Source organism: Acinetobacter bereziniae (genome assembly GCF_016576965.1).
Lineage (GTDB): Bacteria > Pseudomonadota > Gammaproteobacteria > Pseudomonadales > Moraxellaceae > Acinetobacter > Acinetobacter bereziniae.
This window is the reverse complement of record NZ_CP066119.1, coordinates 3,725,744-3,744,568: the sequence shown is the minus strand read 5'-3', so window position 1 is coordinate 3,744,568 and position 18,825 is coordinate 3,725,744. Positions and strand designations below refer to the sequence as shown.

The window sequence follows — 18,825 nt, the reverse complement described above, 5'->3', positions numbered from 1 at the left end:
AATACTAAAGAATTAATCTTATTTTCCGCTATTTTTCAAAAAAAAGCAGTTTTAGTGCAAATATTTTAATGAAGTTGTTACTAAATATTTCTAAAACCCCTGTTTTTATATCTAAGCTTATGAAATATAAACGATTTGGGAAATGGGTTTTCGACAGTGTACTATGCCAAGCATTAGACACGCAGTACAAAACGATGCAAGAGGCACAAACGCAATGAATAAAAATTATCGTAAACCCCTGCAAGGTACCCAGCTCGAATACTTCGATGTGCGTCAAGCCGTAGAAGACATCCAGCAAGGCGCATATGCAAAACTTCCATACACATCAAAAGTATTGGCTGAACAATTGGTACGCCGTTGTGATCCAGCCATTCTCGAACAGTCACTCAAAGAATTAATCCATCGTAAGCAAGATCACGATTTTCCATGGTATCCCGCACGTGTCGTGTGTCATGACATTCTTGGACAAACAGCATTGGTAGACCTTGCCGGTTTACGTGATGCGATTGCAGACCAAGGTGGTGATCCAGCAAAAGTGAATCCTGTCGTTCCAACTCAGTTGATTGTTGACCACTCTTTGGCAGTGGAATACGGTGGTTTTGACCCAGATGCTTTTGAGAAAAACCGCGCTGTAGAGGACCGTCGTAACGAAGACCGTTTTCACTTTATCGAGTGGACCAAAACTGCGTTTGAAAATGTCGATGTTATCCCAGCAGGTAACGGCATCATGCATCAAATCAACTTGGAGAAAATGTCTCCAGTTATTCAAAATCGTGAAGGTCTTGCTTTTCCTGATACTTGTGTCGGTACCGATTCACATACACCGCATACCGATGCACTCGGCGTAATTTCTGTAGGTGTTGGTGGTTTGGAAGCAGAAAATGTCATGCTTGGTCGCGCATCTTGGATGCGTTTACCTGACATTATTGGTGTAGAGCTGGTCGGGCAACGCAAAGCAGGCATTACAGCAACAGATATCGTTTTAGCGTTAACAGAATTTTTGCGTAAAGAACGTGTGGTTGGTGCCTATTTAGAATTTTTTGGTGAAGGTGCGGACAGCATGTCAGTTGGAGATCGTGCAACGATTTCGAACATGACGCCTGAGTATGGTGCAACTGCGGCAATGTTCTACATTGACCAGAACACTATTGATTATTTAACGCTGACAGGTCGTGAAGCGGATCAAATCAAATTGGTTGAAACCTATGCTAAAGAAATCGGTCTTTGGGCATCGGATATGAAACAAGCGGAATATCCACGTGTACTGCGTTTTGATCTTTCTACTGTAACACGTAATATTGCAGGTCCATCGAACCCACATGCCCGTGTATCTACAGCAGAACTCAAAGAAAAAGGGATTGCAGGTGTTGTTGAAAACCGTACTGATGGCTTAATGCCAGATGGTGCAATCATTATTGCTGCGATTACGTCTTGTACCAATACTTCTAATCCACGTAATACGGTTGCCGCAGGTTTATTGGCACGTAAAGCAAATGAATTGGGTTTAACACGTAAACCATGGGTGAAATCATCATTTGCACCAGGCTCTAAAGCAGCAGCTTTATACCTTGAAGAAGCAGGTGTAATGGATGATTTAGAGAAACTGGGCTTTGGGATCGTGGCGTATGCATGTACGACCTGTAATGGTATGTCAGGTGCTTTAGATCCAAAGATTCAGCAAGAAATTATCGATCGTGATTTATATGCGACTGCGGTACTTTCTGGTAACCGTAACTTTGATGGTCGTATTCACCCTTATGCTAAACAAGCATTCTTGGCTTCACCACCATTGGTTGTGGCTTATGCAATTGCAGGGACAATTCGTTTTGATATCGAAACCGATGCATTGGGGAATGATCAAGATGGCAATCCAATTTATTTAAAAGACATTTGGCCATCGGATGCTGAAATCGATGCTTTAGTGAAAGAGTCAGTAAAACCTGAGCAGTTCCGCAAAGTCTACATTCCAATGTTCGACTTAGGTGTGGCTGAAAAGTCTGAAAGTCCACTATATGATTGGCGTCCGCAAAGTACTTATATTCGTCGCCCACCATATTGGGAAGGTGCGCTTGCTGCGCCACGAACACTATCGAATATGCGCCCACTGGCAATTTTACCTGACAACATTACCACGGATCATTTATCGCCATCGAATGCGATCATGATGGATTCTGCTGCGGGTGAGTACCTGCATAAAATGGGTGTACCTGAAGAAGATTTTAACTCTTATGCAACGCATCGTGGTGATCATTTGACCGCGCAACGTGCAACATTTGCCAATCCAAAATTGTTTAATGAAATGGTGGTTCGTTCTGACGGTACGATTAAACAGGGTTCTAAAGCACGTGTTGAACCTGAAGGCGAAGTGATGCGTATGTGGGAAGCGATTGAGACTTATATGAATCGTAAGCAACCACTGATCATCATTGCAGGTAAAGATTATGGTCAAGGCTCAAGCCGTGACTGGGCTGCAAAAGGTGTTCGTCTTGCTGGGGTTGAAGCGATTGTTGCTGAAGGTTTTGAGCGTATTCACCGTACCAATCTTGTGGGTATGGGTGTTTTACCACTTGAGTTTAAAGCAGGTACAGATCGTAAAACTTTAAAGCTTGATGGTACTGAGCTTTATAGTGTGATCGGTAATATTGCACCACGTACAGATTTAACTTTGGTGATTGAGCGTGCAACGGCTGACGGTAAGAGTGAAATCATTGAAGTTCCTGTAACTTGTCGTCTGGATACTGAAGAAGAAGTACATGTGTATGAGGCGGGTGGTGTTTTACAACGCTTTGCACAGGATTTCTTGGAAGGTCAAGTGGCTTGATTTAATTACATTTCTTAATCCTCAAAACCCTCCTTCGAAAAAGGAGGGAGTTTTCAGTATTTCAAAAGTGAGTATTACTTTGTATGTGGGGAGATTAAAGAATGAAGTCATTGATAAGGTTTAAAAAATATCCTACTGTTAAGTAGGATATTTATTTTTAGGAAGGAAAATGATTTTATTCACAGAAAATGATCCTGAAAATCCATATAAATCAATGATAGTTGAACATTTTTTTAATGTATTGTCACAAATGCCAGATGATTTTTATGAGGAAGATAGAACTGATGAACCACCTCAAGAAAGAGAAACAATTTAATTAATTTGTGGATTCTAATTTATGGAAAGTCGTTAATAAGAAAAATCGTATTACTTTTTGAAATCATTTCTTGCAAAAATGACACCATCATTTTTTAAAATAGACAGTAGACATACATTAAAATTTGGCTATACTTTATTCACCATTTCTAAAACCTATGGAGAACAAAAATGGTTACTGCTGGTCAAAAACCTGGAACAGGCTTCTATTTTTGTGTCCAATGTGGACATCGCGTTTACTTAGAAATTGGTACAGATCGTTTACCTCCGTGTACCAAATGCCTTGGCAATCAATTCAACAACAAGAATGCCTAAGCAGCACCAACAAAACAGCTACTCGCAGTTTTAAGAAAAAGCCCTATCATCCAATAGGGCTTTTTTGTTAATTTAATAAAAAGTTTAAAAATATAATGAAAATACAGGCAGAAATATCATGATCGAAACACTTCTTAGCTTATGTATAGGCGTAGGTTTAAGCGCAGCCTGCGGTTTTCGTGTATTTGTTCCACTCTTGGTGATGAGCATTGCATCATTGATGGGATGGTTTGAACCAATGAAAGGTTTTGAGTGGTTAGCAATACCCTCTGTGTGTATAGGCTTGGCTGTTGCAACTGTCTGTGAGATTGGTGCGTATTATATTCCTTGGGTAGACAATGCCTTAGATACCATTGCTACACCTGCGGCAATGGTGGCAGGAACACTGACCACCATGGCGGTGAGTAGTGGTGAAATGTCACAGTTTGCCAGTTGGGCGGCTGCAATTATTGTAGGTGGAGGAACAGCAACAGCAGTACAAATGGGAACAGTTGCAGTTCGGGGATTATCCACAGCAACCACAGGTGGTATCGCAAATCCTGTCGTGTCTACAGGCGAATGGATCGGAGCAATTGTTGTTTCAATATTATCGCTCATTGTCCCCGTTTTGGTGGTGATTGTTGGAATTCTCTTGGTGGTTATTGCCATCCGTTGGATTAAAAGAAAAAGACAAGAAAGTACAAATCATTCAACCGTTTAAAGATAAACATGATAATTAAAAGACTTATAAAAATTAAATACTTAGATTGATTGTGGAAAATCAATAAGAACAAAAAATAAAAAGATTGATTTTTATACAATAAAGGCATATTTTTATTATGGAATTAATAAAGGCATAATTTAATTATGGGTTTATTCGTTTATTTTACGAATAAATAGGGGGAAACTTTATGATGGACAAATTTATTATCAATCAAAATCCGCAAGCCAATGGGGTGTATGAAGTACATAATGCTACTCAAGGTTGTAATTATTTACCCCATATCACTCAGCAAAATCTCTTAGGATTTTTTGCGACCAGTGATTTGGCTTTAAAGAGGGCAAAGATGAATTGGCCAAGAGAAAAAATTAAAGTTTGTATACACTGTTGTTCAGAGGCTTAGAATTTGAAATAAATTCTACATCCATGTTGGAGCATTACACAACTGCCGCATGGATGCTTTGATTTCGCTATAAAAATATGATGTAGACTCATCATTTAATACGATGATAGGAAAGGAGAAGGCCTTTAAAATAGGTGTTTGCTTGAGATTTATTATCCTCAAATTAGAAGGGGTATTTAAATATTAGATATTCATTTTTAGTTCAAACAACATTTTATGGACTGCTTCAAATTTTAGATGAATTGTTGTGATCCATGTTGTATTGAAAATAATCAATTTAAAAAAATAATGATAATAGCTGTTTTAAAACAACGATATAAATGCTATTAATTAATCATAATATCAACATCACATGGATAGGTGAGAACAATGAGAAAGTTCGATGTCGAAATCAGTTTGCCTGCGCAAGCAGTAGAATCATTTGAAGCTGAAGATATAGAACAGATTCGGGCAAAATTTTATGCGATTAACTGGCGTCGTTTATTTTTGACTCAACTTCAAGCTGCTGATTCAGATATCTCATTTGCAGTACAAGATACAGAAACAGAATTATATTTGCATATACAGTTAAATACGCAATCGAGTAAAGCTGAGCCTGTCTTCCAAATTGACAGTAATATTCAATTGACTGTAGAAAGTAAGGAGTTTTTAGGATTCTTAACACGCAAAAAGAAATACGATGTGGTGTATAAGAATTTGAATCAAACACAGGTTTCAGAACAACTTAGTCTGTTTTTAAATGGGCAAATTGATGCAATGACAGAACAGTATAGACAATTGATGCACAAAAAAATGTTGCAAGAACATCGTTTAGCCTAATTTTAGATTTACGAAATCTACAAAAATCAGGAAGTCAAAGCTTCCTGATTTTTTTCAATTGCTCTAAATGCAAATACTTAAATAATAGACCAATGAGTAAAATAAACTTGGTGCATGTAAAAAATAAAAAAAGTGAATTTTTTCACAATTTACATTTAAAAATAAATAACTTAGTTTTAAAAGTATGATCTGGTTCTCTATGTTTTTTGAAGAGTATTGTTACACTACAAAAAGATTTTAAGTGTATGCGTTTTAGAGTAATGAGCAATTTTGAAATTCACATTCAGTATCCAAATCACACCAGTGAGCATGATATGGAGCGGTTTAGCAATCTTGAGATTGCAGAAGTACTGACGAAATTTGAAAGCATCAGTTGGCGACGCCAACGCGTTTTACAATTGCAATTAGAGGGTCTCAGTACGATGTTTAAGGTGATCCATCCTATATCCAATGAATTTTTGACCATAACGCTGAATGCTTATGCTAAAACAGAAGATTTCGAGTTTAAGGTAGAAAGTAATATTACGTTGATTATTCCGCAGCGTGAGTTATTCGGATTAATGACACGTAAAAATAAAGCGCTATTTGCCATCAAGCAGAGTACACTTGAGCAGATTAAGACGAGTTTAACAGCGTTCTTAAATCAAGATAGAGTCGCTTTAGAAGACATTTTCACTCAAGTTAAACAAGCTCATTAAGAAAATCAGTATTCAACTGAAAGCATGTTTACATATAACTAAAAAAGTAATGTTGCTGTGTTGGGGGTGCAAATTTAGAAATTAAATTTGCATTTTTTCTCTATTTTATGCAATAAAAAATCATTTAATTAACTGAGTTGGGAAATTTTTTTTATATTGATTGTTTTAAAGAAAAAATTTCCTGAAAAAGACAAAAATCAATCTATCTTAGGAAAATAATCCCGAAGCAATTTGATTAATATTGTTTTCAAGGATGTAAGGGATCGAAAAGAGCAGATTGCTACCAGTTGCGTATAACGTGCGTGTAGTACTTACCCACAAGGTCTCGATTCGGCTTAGGACGCTATAGATCAAAAGTTTATAGGCAATAGGGTTAAAACTTACAAAGTTTTAATAGTTGAAGTAAACCACAGTTGTTTTCCCGCTCATCCAAAAAATTCAATAAAAATATTTACCTAAAAGTATTTCATCAAATAAATCTATTGAACTTTATTTCTTATATCAGAAAAAAACATCTAACCAAGATACTCTTCATACACAAAGCCACTCAAATATATTCTATGCTTGGTCTTAATCAGGGATTAAAAAGAACCACGATAAGAGTAGCGTTATGAACGAAAAACTTGAGAATCATATTTGCTTTGTGTGTAAAAAGAGTTTTTCCCATCGTGAAGTGGTTCCAATGGGTACCATTCGCAAAGTGATTACAGAAGAAATTGCACGCGATTTCCCAGACTGGTCTGTACAAGATTATATTTGTAGAGCTGATTTAACCAAGTACCGTATGCAATATGTGCAATCTCTATTGCAATCTGAACAAGGCGAAGTATCAAGCTTAGCTTATGAAGTGCTCAACAGTATGCAACAGCACGAACTAATCACCAAGAATACTGAAAATCAACTCGACGAAAACTGGACTTTGGGAGAACGCTTAGCAGATAAGATTGCAACTTTTGGAGGAAGTTGGGCTTTTCTAATTTGTTTTAGCTTGTTCTTGGCAATCTGGATTATTGTGAATACTGTGGTAATGGTCAAACAGCCTGCAGACCCTTATCCTTTTATTTTACTTAATCTTATTTTATCTTGCTTGGCGGCTGTGCAAGCCCCCATTATTATGATGAGTCAAAATCGTCAAGAAGCTAAAGATCGTCTACGTTCGCAAAATGATTATCAAGTCAATTTAAAAGCTGAACTTGAAATTCGACATTTACATGAAAAAATAGACCATTTGTTGATGCACCAATGGGATAAATTGGCAAAAATTCAGGAAATTCAATTGGACTTGTTGTCAGAAATGAATAAGAAAAAATAGTTTAGCGTCATTGATGTATGTGAGAGCTGAACAGAAAGGATTTCTATTTTTTTCATACTGAGACTGAGAAAAAATAGAATTAAATATAAAACCATTTAAAAATTCTTTAATCTCGTACTTTGACGGGAAATTTTTTTATATTCAGCTGAAAAGACCTCATCTTAGGAAAATAATCCTGAACAGCTTTGGGTATTATGGTTTGCAAGGGTGATCAGGGATCGAAAAGAGTAGATTGCTACCAGTAACGTACAACGTGCGTGTAGTACTTACCCACAAGGTCTTGATTCGGCTTAGGACGCTATAAACCAAAAGTTTATAGGCAATAGAGTTAAAACTTATCTAGTTTTAATGCGTTGAAGTAAACCATCAGTTGTTTTCCCTAACACCCAAAGATTTCTATTTTATAACAGTATTTATCCTCCTATATATCACTTTACCTTTATTACTATTTTAACTACAGCTAAGTAAACAGTCTCTGTTTTTTTTTAAAAAATTATGTTAAATCTATTTAAAACATTGGCTTATTGATTATTTTTTGAGTTTTTGCTTTGCTAGATTTTTTAATTAATCTATACGATAATGAAATAATAACACAAAGGATTGTGATCATATGATTAAACAGTTGGAAACGTATTTATTTATGAGTTCCATTGTTGTTCGGCGTATTACTTTACTTTTGATCATTATAGTTTTAGGAATCATTGATCTCTCAACGGGCTATGAATATTCTTTTGCTGTTTTTTATTTAATTCCAGTTTCGATTGCCGCATGGTATGACCATAAGTATGTTGTCATCATTGCCGTAATTTTATCTGGACTCACATGGTTATATGCCGATTATAGTGCAGGGCATGAGTACACCAATTCGATTATTCCTTTCTGGAATGCTTGTGTGCGACTGGGTTTCTTTAGTGTTGTAGCGATTTTATTACGTAGAATAAAAATCAATTTAAATGAAATGACGCTTATGGCGATGAAAGATCCCTTAACCTCATTGAATAATACACGGGCGTTTAATTTAGCCTATCAGGCATTAAAAAAGAGACATGGTAAAACAGAACAAACATTTGCTGTTGGTCTAATTGATTTAGATGGCTTCAAAACTGTAAATGATACTTACGGGCACAGTAAAGGGGATGATGTCCTAGTCGAGTTTGCGCAGGTGTTAAAATCGACCACACGCCATTCTGATGTCGTTGCGCGTATGGGCGGTGATGAATTTATTGTGATCTTACAAGATATTGATCTAAACGCCATTGAAGACTACGAAAAACGTTTAAGAAAAAGCTTTTTGTTAAGTGGATTAAAACAGCAGTTCGGTATTGATTTTAGTATGGGGATTCGTACTTATGATGAATTACCTGAAAATATTGACGAGGCTACTCATCAGGCAGATCTATTGATGTATCAGTCTAAAGTACATGGTAAATCGCAAACCACTATTGATGCGAAACCTTAACAGGAATTACCGAACAGTTTAACCAAGATGGGTGAGCCCTCTTTCTATGATTGATCTTGTTGGATAATGGCTTGGCTGGCTTCTTTTAAGTGATAAAGCAATTGTCCGAGTAGTACCTCTTTACTGCTTAATGTGACGATGAGCATAGGATGCTTGGTGCATGGTACAGCTGTTAATACGGCTTTGCCATTCTCAGCATCTAAAGTAATACTTTGACAGCCAATCAAATTAATTTCAGATAAAAATGCACTGACCATCGCTAAAATGGAACTACTCACCGCTGCTAGTTTACTGGAGTGAAATTGATAGCGTTTACTCACAGAAGCTAACTCAAAACCATCACTTGAACAAATCATAATGAATTCAATATGATTGACATGGTTGAGTACTTCTTGGATTTGTTGTTTAGCAAATGCAACCAATGCTTCTGGTGCTGCCCGTTGCTCTGGTAAATTCATACGCACCTCTTGATTGGTTATAAGTATTTAATTTCCAATGCTGTAATCAATGTTTCTAAGAGCAACAGTACATCTGCTTTCTTTCGTGCATCGATAAAGAAAACAGGAAAGTTGAGTTGCCGTTCTAACAACCATTGTCGATATTGGTGAGTCGGTTTAGCCAAATCATCATCGATATGGGTGATACCAATTACAATGTTGTCGCCGTATTGTTTAAAGGTGTTGATGTAATAGTCCAACTCTTCCAAAGGTGTCTGTAAACTATGGTCAATCAATAGGATTGTGCCAATAGCCCCTTTACAAATCACTCCCCACATAAAGTCGAAACGCCCTTGACCAGGTGTTCCATAAAGCCCAACTTTATTGCCATCATCAAGTGTGACTTCTCCATAGTCGATTCCTACTGTGGTATTGAGTTTTTTGTGGCTATGTTCATCCGTATTAAAGGCTTCTGTTGCCAATACAGGAACCTCTGAGAGCGATTTAATCGCTTCGGTTTTTCCTGCCCCCATCGAACCTGCAAAAACAATTTTGTATTTTTGAATAATCATCGCGTATCTATCCCTTAAAACTTAAATTTACTCTTTAATTTGTTAAAAAAGCTTTTTAAGATTCCTTTATTTTCAGTGTGTTGTTCTTCGCTCTGTGTTTTGTCGAACTGGCTGTCTTTTGCTGAAATGACCTCCGCATTATGAATGGCTAGATTGGCTGCTACAAAATGCTGAACAGTTGCAACAGGAATATTGAGTTTATCTGCAACATGTTGAATTTGTGCACCATAGATAAAGCAAGCGGTGAGTTGTAATAATAGTTTCTTATCGAGTTGATTGGGTTGAACCCAAAACTTCAAACGATAATATTTGTCAGCCGCAGGTACAGTAATGAGTTGTGGATTTTTCCAAATCAAATTAAATAACCAGTCTTCTAAGTTGAACTGGCGTTTACGTGAAACCTTAATAAAGTCGGAGGTGAGTGCTGCTGCATAATGTATTGAAAGGTCTGTCTGATACTCATCACGTGTCGCCTCAAGCCAAGCCAAATGTGCATGGTGGTCTATAATGGCAATAGTTCCTAAATGATCACTGAGAATGACTTTGCGGCTGTCCTGTGTATAGAGATCAGCAAAGAAATCAATTTCTTTAATTTCAAGTTGAGTTTCAGTGTCGTCTATAGACAGATCTAAACTGGTTACAGGTGAATCTGCTTGCTGAAGTAATTTGACATTGACCCAATCTTTAAGCGTACATTCATCATAAATTGGGATGCAAAGTAAGTTATCTTGAGCACTTTCTGTATGTTCACTGTGTTTTGATATTTTTAAATAAGGAATATTTTTATTTTGAATAATATTTTGAATATTATCATTTTCAAAAAACTGCTCATTGATCAAAATACAGTTGATATTTTGATCTGAAACACTTGTCCAATTTATACCAATATGGGTTGGTAAAATTTTTCGCAGCCTGATTTTAAGATCATCTGAGGTGGTTAAACCTAAGCCTGAAATTGCGATATTGATACATTGATTGTTCATAATATCACTTATCTGAGATTAAAAGATTAAAGTGTGTAATACATTTTAACAGTCATCATGTGTTTAAATTAACGCTAGATTTATTCTTTTTCCAGTTAAAACATTTTTTTAATGTTTAAATGTATAGCATTTAGTCGTTTTATTTATTTCGGTTTTATCCTCCTTTGTAAATTGTTAATTTTATTTAAAGTTTAGAGAATTTCATCGCTTTAACTTAACACTAGTTATTATTGAAAATCTATCTTAAACCCGAAGATTTTTTTAAATGATTTTCACCAATAGAAGATTAACTTAAAAATTTTTAGGATTTTGATTATTATTGTGCATATTTAATCATTTATAATTTTATTATTGTGATATTTATCACTTGTAATAATTAAATAAACTTAAATATTTTTTGCATGAAAAAAAGCGATCATTTAGATCGCTTTTAATAAATTTAGATTATCAGTAACATTTAAGCAAAAACTTTGCTGACAGCTTCAAAAAGAATATAGAGCACAACAAGTGCGACTACAGGTTCAGCAACTTTTGCCCAAGTTGGTTGAACTGTTTCAACAACAGTAACTTCTGGGTGGTCTGCATGCGTATCTGTAGTTTGAACATTGACCATTTGATTAAACTCCTTCATGGTTTCATCTAATGATATCTCTTCTTGCACTGTAGGTTGAGAGCCAATCAGTTCGGTTAGTTCATTTGTTGACCAAACCCAATCTTTTGCTTGACCAGATAAATGTTCAATTTGCCCAATCACCAGTTCTCTTAAACCTCTTTTTCCCAAACTTCCTGCAGTGTCTAACTGTTTTAATTCAGCAAATTGTAGTTCAAGGATTTCAGTTGTTGCTGATTCAAGTATTGTTTGCTCTAAATCAGATTTGTTCTGTGGTGATGTGGTGAGATGCCGTGCAATTTCTTGACTATATAGATGATCTTGCGAAAGAATCTCCTGATAAAGTGCATCATCATCCTTACGCCACAGGCTAATAATTTTACCTAAAGTGAGCGCATTGATTTCTTCAATATGTGCAGTTCGTTCAACAGCTTGTAGTTGTGATAATAGCTGAGGCTTTTGAATCTTTATCTGCTCAGCAAAGTATTGTACGAGATCAAAAGCCATTCAGTTCTCCTTGTTCTATTCTAAAATGCGTAAGCTCGATTTTTTCTTTGGCGCATCAGTCGTGATTTCTGTTTCATCGCTTTTGTTTGATTTTAAAGCATCTTCTTCGATTTGCACATTGGCATATTCGTCAGGATCAAAGAATAAACCTTGTCCATTTTCACGCGCATACAGTCCTAATACCGCATTCATTGGGATATAAAGATCTTTCGATGCGCCACTAAAACGCGCAGAGAAAGTAATTGCATCGTTACTCATATTTAACATATGAACTGAATGTGGTGCCAGATTAAGAACAATTTGCCCATCTTGTACAAATTGTTGCGGAACATCGGTATAAGGTTGCGTCGCATCAACAAGTAGATAAGGGGTTAAATTGTTATCGCAAATCCATTCATATATTGCACGTGCAAGGTATGGTCGAGTCGGGGTTAAGTTCAATTCTGGTTCAGACATTAGAAAATACTCTATTGTTTTGCGATCTAGGGTTTTGCCAAAAGTTCACTATATCGGCTTTTTTCTTGAAAGGTCATCGACTTCAAAAAAGCGGGTCGGCTAAAAATCCGTTGGCAATATAGTAAAATTGGACGGCATTGCTGTTTAGGCAGCTCAATTCCCATATGTTTTAACCGTACGAAAATTGGGGCTAACATACAATCTAAAATTGTAAAGTTATCAGACATAAAATACGGATAGTGCTGAAAAAGTGGTGTTAAAGATACTAAAGTATCTTTCAGTTGTTGCTGAGCTTTTTTCTTTTCTGCTGCGTTGAGCGTATCTGGGTGGCGGAGCATGGTGTCTGCAAGCTTAAACCAATCTTGCTCAAAACGCCAAATATACTGTCTTTGTTCTGCGCGTGGGGCAGGTGCATCGGCATACAGTTTATTTTGCCGATAACGGTCATCTAGGTATTCAGAAATGATATGGGTTTTAAACAATTTCAAATCGTTTTCAATCAACATTGGCAGTTGATTGTATGGATTAAGGCTTGCTAAGTCTTCATCATCTTCTTCAACGATTATTAAAGTGTGTTTAATTTGCTTTTCTGCAAGCAGAAATCTGATCCAATGTGAACGAAAGTCATCCTCGTGGCTATACAACGTAATCCCTTGTTGAGGCGCATTTTCGACTGACATATTCCAAAAACTAGAAAAAATGAATAGACTAGGATACTAAAAATAGGCAATAAAATCACCTTAACTTTAATAAGCTTACGGTATGCGCTGAATTTAAATCAATATAAGGTCTGGGTCATTCATGAATTTAATAAATAATAGCAGTAAGTTGCTTCTTGCTGTTTTTCTTATGATGAATCTTTCAAATACATATGCAAAGAAACAAATTGTAGATGCTCAAGTGCAGGAAGCGGCTGCTGAAGCTATGGAAGCTGCCGGAGCTGAAGCTACTGTGGCTAGTGACGAAGAAGCCGCATGTCGTGCTGATGATGCTTGTGATGTTGCATCTGCTGTTTCAGAGGATGAAAGGTACGGTGGAATCGAACAGGAGTATGTTGTTAAGGGTTGTAAGGTCACGATTTACAATGATGGACCTGTAAAAATGGTCAATGTAAAGACCAATAAGCCATGTGATGCACCAATTCCGAAAGACCATAAGTTTTCTAAGGAAACTCGAACTTATCAGGAAAATGGCTGTACGATCACAGAATCAAAATATGCCGACGGGATTGCCGATGCTGTCATGGACTGTTCTAAACGAGATAAAACAAAATAACTTTGAAACTTCGAATAGTTTTAATCCATAAAAAAACCTCGGCAAATGCCGAGGTTTTTTGTCCGATTCGGTAAACGAATTAACGTTTAGAGAATTGAGGACGTTTACGTGCTTTACGTAAACCAAGTTTCTTACGTTCAACTTCACGAGCATCACGAGTAACGAAACCAGCTTGACGAAGAGCAGGTTTTAAAGTTTCGTCAGAAGCGATCAACGCACGAGTAATACCGTGACGGATAGCGCCAGCTTGACCACCGATACCACCACCAGCAACAGTGATGTAAAGGTCATACTTTTCAGTTACGTCTAAAAGCTCAAGCGGTTGACGAACAACCATACGAGCAGTTTCACGACCGAAGTACTGTTCAAGAGTACGATTATTGATTACGAGTTTACCAGTACCAGCTGATAGGAAAACACGTGCAGTTGCGGTCTTACGGCGACCTGTACCATAGTTAGTAGCCATGTGCTGTATCCCTTAGATGTCCAAAACTTGTGGCTGTTGAGCAGTATGAGGATGCTCAGTACCAGCGTACACTTTCATTTTCTTGATCATTGCATAACCAAGAGGACCTTTTGGCAACATGCCTTTTACAGCACGTTCGAAGATTTCTTCTGGTTTGTGAGCAACTAATTTTTCGAAATTAGTTTCACGAATACCACCAGGGAAACCAGTGTGGCGATAGTATTTCTTATCAAGTGATTTGTTACCAGTCACTTGAACTTGCTCTGCATTGATCACAACGATGTAGTCACCAGTGTCAACGTGAGGCGTATAAGAAGTTTTGTGTTTACCGCGTAAACGACGAGCGATTTCAGTCGCAAGGCGACCTAAAGTTTTGCCAGAAGCATCAACAACGTACCAGTCGTGTTGAACTTCAGCAGGCTTAGCGCTGAGAGTTTTCATTAAACCACTACCTATTATAGTTGGTTTGGACTATGGAATCTGTCCAAACAAAAAGGAGAGCAAATTCTAGCTGAAATGAGATAGATTCACAATCGAAATATTGAATTTCAAGCGCATTATTATATTGAGTGTTGTTAAAAAAAGCAAAGCTTCTTTATACCTTGAATACTGAAGTATATTTTGTGATTGGAATTATAAAGAAATTGATCAATAATTAGCACTTAAATCAAGAAAAACACAAGGCAAAATGAAAATAATAAGTTCAATAATATTGCTATTACTCCTGTGGGGAGCCGGGAATTTTATCCGAAGTTCTGCTCAGACCGTTTGGCAAGATAAAGCGCATGTGTTGGCTAAACCTCCAGAAAAACAGCATGAGGAATTAGATACGATTCTCGATGTGAAGTGGATGACTGCTGATTTTACTCAGGAAATCGATGATGCTTTTCCTTGTGAGCCTGTTGGAATATTGGTTCAAACACAAAATATTGAGATCGGTCAAGAAATAGATGTGGTAATTGAGTTGAAAAATCGTCGAGATCATCAAGCTGTGGAATATACTGTGTACGGAAAAGTTGAACCCGATCATCACGTTAGAATTATTTTTGATCAACACATTGACCTGAATAGCTGTGAGAATGCAGAATTTGAGCAATAATCAAACCGACTTTTGGATTTTGAAATACCCGTGTGTATCAATGGCAGGATTGATCAATATTTTTTTTAAAAATTTAATTAAGTATCAAAATAAGTGGAAAAGTTAAGTGATGTTTAAGTGAGTTAAGTCAGTTTTAATAGATTGGAATAAATCGTTTTTTATTCGGATAATTGAATCAATAGCATTTATTTTTGCACTCAAATGTTAACTTTTATCCGTTTTTTCAGCATTTGTATGGGATTTATACACAAGCGTTAAAGACTGTTAGTATTGTGGTTTATGTGTGTTTTATCGCATTTTTTCTTTACAATTGATATAGATGTATCATGATTTTTAATTTAGGTTTATGCTTGGGTTGAATTTTTTTAAAAGTTACTTTTATTTTTAAATTCAAATATTCAGCATGCACTTGTGAATAACAATTGTCATGGATTTTGTGGGTCGTCTTGCAATAGTTTTTAGTTTAAGTTTATACATTTTCAGTCAAATTGATGCAAAAATTAACTTGAATAGGAAATGATGATTTGGAACCGATGTATACTATCAATGCAACGTCTGTTTAAAAGAGTTCTCGATGCTTCCTTTATATATAACCAGCGGTGAGCCTGCTGGCATTGGACCAGATATTAGTTTGGATTTGGCAGATCGTGTTGATGATCGTCCAGTAGTGGTATTGGCTGATATCAATATGCTGAGAGATCGTGCCAAAATTTTAAATAAAACGATTCAGTTGATCGAGTATCAAGGACAAAAGCAGGGTTTGGCAGAAGGTCAGCTTTACGTCGAGCATGTTCCTTTAAATGAGGATGTTGTCTTAGGGGAACTTAATCCACAAAACTCAGCCTATGTGATCGAACAATTACGCCGAACGGCTTATTACGCAATGCAAGGCTCAAGTGTTGGTGTGGCAACAGGACCTGTCCAAAAGTCAATTATTAATGATGCTGGAATATATTTCAGTGGGCATACTGAATATTATCAAGAGTATGCAGGTGTAGATCGTGTGGTGATGATGCTTGCTACCAAAACTCTGAGAGTAGCATTGGTCACCACGCATCTTCCACTGCGCGACGTTGCTGACGCCATCACTAAAGAACGCCTACATCAAATTATCGATATTCTGATTCATGATTTAAAAACAAAATTCAAAATTAGTCAGCCGCGCATTCTGGTCTGTGGACTAAATCCTCATGCAGGAGAAGGTGGGTATTTAGGGCATGAAGAAATCGATACGATTAATCCAGTACTTGAAAGCTATCGTGCACAAGGTATACAGCTCAGTTTAAGTATGCCCGCAGATACTTTGTTTACGCCAGATAATTTAAAAAATGCGGATGCAGTTTTAGCGATGTATCACGATCAAGGTTTACCTGTGTTAAAATCACAGGGGTTTGGTGAAGCCATCAATATTACTTTAGGTTTACCTTTTATTCGTACATCTGTCGATCATGGTACTGCATTACATCTTGCGGGTACTGGGCTTGCAAAGAGTTCAAGTTTACATGTCGCAGTTGATTTGGCACTTGACCTTGCCCGATCAAATTAATTGGTAAACAAACTTATATACCGCGTTGGAAATTTTTTATGTATCAAATTAATGCCTTAAACCCAAAAGATGAAGGGCATCATACGCGAAAGCGTTTTGGTCAAAACTTTTTACATGACCAACGTGTAATTGCAAAAATTGTGCGTTCTGTTGCACCACGCACAGGTGACAATATTGTTGAAATTGGTCCAGGTCTTGCGGCACTAACTTCACCTTTGATTGGTGAATGTGATGCTTTAACTGTGGTTGAGTTAGACCGTGATTTGGCAGCAGGTTTACCTGGTCGTGTCCCACATCCTGAGCGTTTAACAATCATTGAAACAGATGCATTAAAATATGACTTTTCTGAGCTGTTTCAACAAGATCGCCCATTACGTGTGGTTGGAAATTTGCCATATAATATTTCGACCCCTTTGCTTTTCCATCTTTTAGAGTTTGGCGATAAAGTCAAAGATATGCACTTCATGTTGCAAAAAGAAGTCGTAGATCGTATTACAGCGGAACCAAATACCAAAGAATATGGTCGTTTGTCTGTGATGATCCAATATTATTGCAAACCTACCTTTTTATTTGAAGTACCGCCTGGCTCTTTTAATCCACCACCAAAAGTAACATCTGCAGTCTTTCGTTTAGAGCCTTATGCAACTAAGCCAATAATCGCCAAAAATGAAAAAGCATTGGCACGTTTGGTTTCGCATGTATTTACCCAACGTCGAAAAACTTTACGTAACAGTTTAAAAGGGATGTTGGTTGAAGATGGTTTTGAGCGGGCAGGTGTTGATCCAATGGCGCGCCCAGAAACATTGAGTCTGGCTCAGTTTGTAGCATTGTCAGATCAGATGGTGGCTTAAAAATGTCACGAGAAAATGTCAGATTTAATTATGTGATTGGTGATGTACAAGGTTGTTTTGAAGCACTGAAAGCATTATTGAAAGCAATACAGTTTGATGCTGATCAAGATTACATTTGGTTTGCAGGTGATTTGGTTGCGCGTGGTGAAAACTCAGTAGGTGCATTACGCTTTATTAAAAAACTATGCGAGCGAGGCTGCGCTGCAACAGTGTTGGGGAACCATGATTTAAATTTACTGGCAGTTGCTCGTGGGATCAAAAAACTTAAAGACAAAGATCATATTGATGATGTCATTCACGCTTTGGAAAGTGATGAGTTGATTGACTGGTTACGTAAGCAGCCTTTGTGTCTTTTTCCAAACCCTCAGACTATTTTGACGCATGCTGGTATTCCCAATATTTGGGATGCAGAACAAACTGCTGTTTTGGCAAAAGAAGTCGAAACTGTATTGGCGGATGATGATTTTGACGTACTCGATTCATTTCTAAAAGAGATGTATGGTGCTGAACCTGCATTGTGGGAAGATAATTTACAGGGCAATGCACGACGACGCTGTATTACCAATTATCTTACCCGTATGCGTTTAACCGATGCTCAAGGTCGTTTAGAGTTTAGTTTTAAAGATGCGCTGGATGAACCGATGCCTGAAGGATTTCAGCCTTGGTTTGAGTTTGAATCAAAGACTGCTCAAACGCATCAGATTATTTTTGGACATTGGGCTGCTTTGCAAGGTAAAAGCATCAGTTCACAAATTCAAAATGTGGATGGTGGCTGTGTATGGGGGCATCAATTGATTGCATATCGACTAGAAGATAAAGAAATTTTTAAAGTTGATAATCCAGTGATGTGATCTGAATAAAGCCACATCCAGTGGCTTTATTTTTAAGTATGGTTTATCTGATTTTAAGATAATATGTAAATAACAACAACTTAGATTTTAATTTAAAAATCCATTTGATTTAAAATACAATGAATTTAGAAATTAAGTGCGACAAGGTTGAAATTAGAATGGGAACATATTAAAAAAGAAAAAAAGTATAACCGCTACTGTTGGCATTAAGCCTCATTCGTCACAGTACCAAACCTTTACAACTCTGAGAGATGCAAAAGCATGGGCGCAAGAATTAGAATTAAAACTAAGTCCTAATAAATTTACAAATGTATTTGAGTTCACAGGTGA

General features: G+C 36.9%; 21 protein-coding genes and 1 pseudogene. 14 read left to right on the top strand and 8 right to left on the bottom strand.

Features of this window, described 5'->3' with window-relative positions:
• Nucleotides 1-214 precede the first annotated feature (214 nt).
• From acnD to I9192_RS17435, 9 genes are all read left to right on the top strand, one after another.
• A complete protein-coding gene (acnD, locus tag I9192_RS17475; protein WP_200149958.1) occupies nucleotides 215-2,821 on the top strand; it encodes a Fe/S-dependent 2-methylisocitrate dehydratase AcnD in 2,607 nt (868 codons plus the stop codon).
• A gap of 169 nt (nucleotides 2,822-2,990) precedes the next feature.
• Nucleotides 2,991-3,137 carry a hypothetical protein gene (locus tag I9192_RS17470; protein ID WP_005033471.1) on the top strand — a complete coding sequence of 49 codons (147 nt, stop codon included), beginning with the start codon at nucleotides 2,991-2,993 and terminating at the stop codon, nucleotides 3,135-3,137.
• Between the two features lie 170 nt (nucleotides 3,138-3,307).
• Complete coding sequence (locus I9192_RS17465; RefSeq protein ID WP_004829882.1) at nucleotides 3,308-3,451, top strand: zinc ribbon-containing protein; 144 nt, start codon at nucleotides 3,308-3,310, stop codon at nucleotides 3,449-3,451.
• A 121-nt stretch (nucleotides 3,452-3,572) separates the two neighbouring features.
• Nucleotides 3,573-4,151 (top strand): DUF4126 domain-containing protein, encoded by a 579-nt coding sequence (locus I9192_RS17460; RefSeq protein ID WP_026040285.1) that lies wholly within the window; start codon nucleotides 3,573-3,575, stop codon nucleotides 4,149-4,151.
• 190 nt (nucleotides 4,152-4,341) lie between these two features.
• Nucleotides 4,342-4,554 (top strand): hypothetical protein, encoded by a 213-nt coding sequence (locus I9192_RS17455; protein ID WP_005033469.1) that lies wholly within the window; start codon nucleotides 4,342-4,344, stop codon nucleotides 4,552-4,554.
• Between the two features lie 369 nt (nucleotides 4,555-4,923).
• The gene (locus I9192_RS17450; protein ID WP_004829873.1) at nucleotides 4,924-5,373 is read left to right on the top strand and encodes a hypothetical protein; all 450 of its coding nucleotides are present in this window, start codon (nucleotides 4,924-4,926) and stop codon (nucleotides 5,371-5,373) included.
• Between the two features lie 245 nt (nucleotides 5,374-5,618).
• On the top strand, nucleotides 5,619-6,071 hold the full coding sequence (locus I9192_RS17445; protein WP_227565957.1) for a hypothetical protein: 453 nt from the start codon (nucleotides 5,619-5,621) through the stop codon (nucleotides 6,069-6,071).
• A gap of 610 nt (nucleotides 6,072-6,681) precedes the next feature.
• Complete coding sequence (locus I9192_RS17440; RefSeq protein WP_139421183.1) at nucleotides 6,682-7,383, top strand: DUF1003 domain-containing protein; 702 nt, start codon at nucleotides 6,682-6,684, stop codon at nucleotides 7,381-7,383.
• Nucleotides 7,384-7,993: 610 nt separating this feature from the next.
• Nucleotides 7,994-8,842, top strand: a complete 849-nt coding sequence (locus tag I9192_RS17435; RefSeq protein ID WP_005033462.1) for a GGDEF domain-containing protein — start codon at nucleotides 7,994-7,996, stop codon at nucleotides 8,840-8,842.
• Between the two features lie 44 nt (nucleotides 8,843-8,886).
• Here the strand turns inward: I9192_RS17435 and I9192_RS17430 are convergent, their stop codons facing one another.
• From I9192_RS17430 to I9192_RS17405, 6 genes are all read right to left on the bottom strand, one after another.
• The gene (locus I9192_RS17430; RefSeq protein WP_004829867.1) at nucleotides 8,887-9,300 is read right to left on the bottom strand and encodes a roadblock/LC7 domain-containing protein; all 414 of its coding nucleotides are present in this window, start codon (nucleotides 9,298-9,300) and stop codon (nucleotides 8,887-8,889) included.
• Nucleotides 9,301-9,317: 17 nt separating this feature from the next.
• Nucleotides 9,318-9,851 carry a GTP-binding protein gene (locus I9192_RS17425; protein ID WP_004829865.1) on the bottom strand — a complete coding sequence of 178 codons (534 nt, stop codon included), beginning with the start codon at nucleotides 9,849-9,851 and terminating at the stop codon, nucleotides 9,318-9,320.
• 14 nt (nucleotides 9,852-9,865) lie between these two features.
• Nucleotides 9,866-10,834 (bottom strand): hypothetical protein, encoded by a 969-nt coding sequence (locus I9192_RS17420; protein WP_005033459.1) that lies wholly within the window; start codon nucleotides 10,832-10,834, stop codon nucleotides 9,866-9,868.
• A 457-nt stretch (nucleotides 10,835-11,291) separates the two neighbouring features.
• Nucleotides 11,292-11,951: a hypothetical protein gene (locus I9192_RS17415; protein WP_005033456.1), complete on the bottom strand. Its 660-nt coding sequence runs from the start codon at nucleotides 11,949-11,951 to the stop codon at nucleotides 11,292-11,294.
• 15 nt (nucleotides 11,952-11,966) lie between these two features.
• Nucleotides 11,967-12,407, bottom strand: coding sequence for a ClpXP protease specificity-enhancing factor (locus tag I9192_RS17410; protein ID WP_004829860.1), 441 nt, complete (start codon nucleotides 12,405-12,407; stop codon nucleotides 11,967-11,969).
• Between the two features lie 26 nt (nucleotides 12,408-12,433).
• Nucleotides 12,434-13,087 (bottom strand): glutathione S-transferase N-terminal domain-containing protein, encoded by a 654-nt coding sequence (locus tag I9192_RS17405; RefSeq protein ID WP_004829857.1) that lies wholly within the window; start codon nucleotides 13,085-13,087, stop codon nucleotides 12,434-12,436.
• Between the two features lie 169 nt (nucleotides 13,088-13,256).
• Between I9192_RS17405 and I9192_RS17400 the strand changes: the two are divergent.
• Nucleotides 13,257-13,574: pseudogene (locus I9192_RS17400) on the top strand (hypothetical protein); the annotation flags it as partial.
• 187 nt (nucleotides 13,575-13,761) lie between these two features.
• Here the strand turns inward: I9192_RS17400 and rpsI are convergent.
• Nucleotides 13,762-14,148 carry a 30S ribosomal protein S9 gene (gene rpsI, locus I9192_RS17395; RefSeq protein WP_004829853.1) on the bottom strand — a complete coding sequence of 129 codons (387 nt, stop codon included), beginning with the start codon at nucleotides 14,146-14,148 and terminating at the stop codon, nucleotides 13,762-13,764.
• 12 nt (nucleotides 14,149-14,160) lie between these two features.
• The gene (rplM, locus tag I9192_RS17390; RefSeq protein ID WP_004829852.1) at nucleotides 14,161-14,589 is read right to left on the bottom strand and encodes a 50S ribosomal protein L13; all 429 of its coding nucleotides are present in this window, start codon (nucleotides 14,587-14,589) and stop codon (nucleotides 14,161-14,163) included.
• A gap of 247 nt (nucleotides 14,590-14,836) precedes the next feature.
• On the opposite strand from rplM, the gene I9192_RS17385 reads away from it, so the two are divergent.
• From I9192_RS17385 to I9192_RS17370, 4 genes are all read left to right on the top strand, one after another.
• The gene (locus I9192_RS17385; protein WP_005033453.1) at nucleotides 14,837-15,247 is read left to right on the top strand and encodes a hypothetical protein; all 411 of its coding nucleotides are present in this window, start codon (nucleotides 14,837-14,839) and stop codon (nucleotides 15,245-15,247) included.
• Nucleotides 15,248-15,821: 574 nt separating this feature from the next.
• Nucleotides 15,822-16,793, top strand: coding sequence for a 4-hydroxythreonine-4-phosphate dehydrogenase PdxA (pdxA, locus tag I9192_RS17380; protein WP_005033449.1), 972 nt, complete (start codon nucleotides 15,822-15,824; stop codon nucleotides 16,791-16,793).
• A 38-nt stretch (nucleotides 16,794-16,831) separates the two neighbouring features.
• Nucleotides 16,832-17,644, top strand: a complete 813-nt coding sequence (gene rsmA, locus I9192_RS17375) for a 16S rRNA (adenine(1518)-N(6)/adenine(1519)-N(6))-dimethyltransferase RsmA (protein ID WP_004829846.1) — start codon at nucleotides 16,832-16,834, stop codon at nucleotides 17,642-17,644.
• A gap of 2 nt (nucleotides 17,645-17,646) precedes the next feature.
• Nucleotides 17,647-18,495: a symmetrical bis(5'-nucleosyl)-tetraphosphatase gene (locus I9192_RS17370; RefSeq protein WP_005033446.1), complete on the top strand. Its 849-nt coding sequence runs from the start codon at nucleotides 17,647-17,649 to the stop codon at nucleotides 18,493-18,495.
• The last annotated feature ends 330 nt before the right edge of the window (nucleotides 18,496-18,825 follow it).

Bases quoted from the DNA above. Each gene is read 5' to 3' on its own strand.
- acnD (WP_200149958.1), top strand. From the start codon at position 215: ATGAATAAAAATTATCGTAAACCCCTGCAAGGTACCCAGCTCGAATAC.
- I9192_RS17470 (WP_005033471.1), top strand. From the start codon at position 2,991: ATGATTTTATTCACAGAAAATGATCCTGAAAATCCATATAAATCAATG.
- I9192_RS17465 (WP_004829882.1), top strand. From the start codon at position 3,308: ATGGTTACTGCTGGTCAAAAACCTGGAACAGGCTTCTATTTTTGTGTC.
- I9192_RS17455 (WP_005033469.1), top strand. From the start codon at position 4,342: ATGATGGACAAATTTATTATCAATCAAAATCCGCAAGCCAATGGGGTG.
- I9192_RS17450 (WP_004829873.1), top strand. From the start codon at position 4,924: ATGAGAAAGTTCGATGTCGAAATCAGTTTGCCTGCGCAAGCAGTAGAA.
- I9192_RS17445 (WP_227565957.1), top strand. From the start codon at position 5,619: ATGCGTTTTAGAGTAATGAGCAATTTTGAAATTCACATTCAGTATCCA.
- I9192_RS17440 (WP_139421183.1), top strand. From the start codon at position 6,682: ATGAACGAAAAACTTGAGAATCATATTTGCTTTGTGTGTAAAAAGAGT.
- I9192_RS17435 (WP_005033462.1), top strand. From the start codon at position 7,994: ATGATTAAACAGTTGGAAACGTATTTATTTATGAGTTCCATTGTTGTT.
- I9192_RS17430 (WP_004829867.1), bottom strand. From the start codon at position 9,300: ATGAATTTACCAGAGCAACGGGCAGCACCAGAAGCATTGGTTGCATTT.
- I9192_RS17425 (WP_004829865.1), bottom strand. From the start codon at position 9,851: ATGATTATTCAAAAATACAAAATTGTTTTTGCAGGTTCGATGGGGGCA.
- I9192_RS17420 (WP_005033459.1), bottom strand. From the start codon at position 10,834: ATGAACAATCAATGTATCAATATCGCAATTTCAGGCTTAGGTTTAACC.
- I9192_RS17415 (WP_005033456.1), bottom strand. From the start codon at position 11,951: ATGGCTTTTGATCTCGTACAATACTTTGCTGAGCAGATAAAGATTCAA.
- I9192_RS17410 (WP_004829860.1), bottom strand. From the start codon at position 12,407: ATGTCTGAACCAGAATTGAACTTAACCCCGACTCGACCATACCTTGCA.
- I9192_RS17405 (WP_004829857.1), bottom strand. From the start codon at position 13,087: ATGTCAGTCGAAAATGCGCCTCAACAAGGGATTACGTTGTATAGCCAC.
- rpsI (WP_004829853.1), bottom strand. From the start codon at position 14,148: ATGGCTACTAACTATGGTACAGGTCGCCGTAAGACCGCAACTGCACGT.
- rplM (WP_004829852.1), bottom strand. From the start codon at position 14,589: ATGAAAACTCTCAGCGCTAAGCCTGCTGAAGTTCAACACGACTGGTAC.
- I9192_RS17385 (WP_005033453.1), top strand. From the start codon at position 14,837: ATGAAAATAATAAGTTCAATAATATTGCTATTACTCCTGTGGGGAGCC.
- pdxA (WP_005033449.1), top strand. From the start codon at position 15,822: ATGCTTCCTTTATATATAACCAGCGGTGAGCCTGCTGGCATTGGACCA.
- rsmA (WP_004829846.1), top strand. From the start codon at position 16,832: ATGTATCAAATTAATGCCTTAAACCCAAAAGATGAAGGGCATCATACG.
- I9192_RS17370 (WP_005033446.1), top strand. From the start codon at position 17,647: ATGTCACGAGAAAATGTCAGATTTAATTATGTGATTGGTGATGTACAA.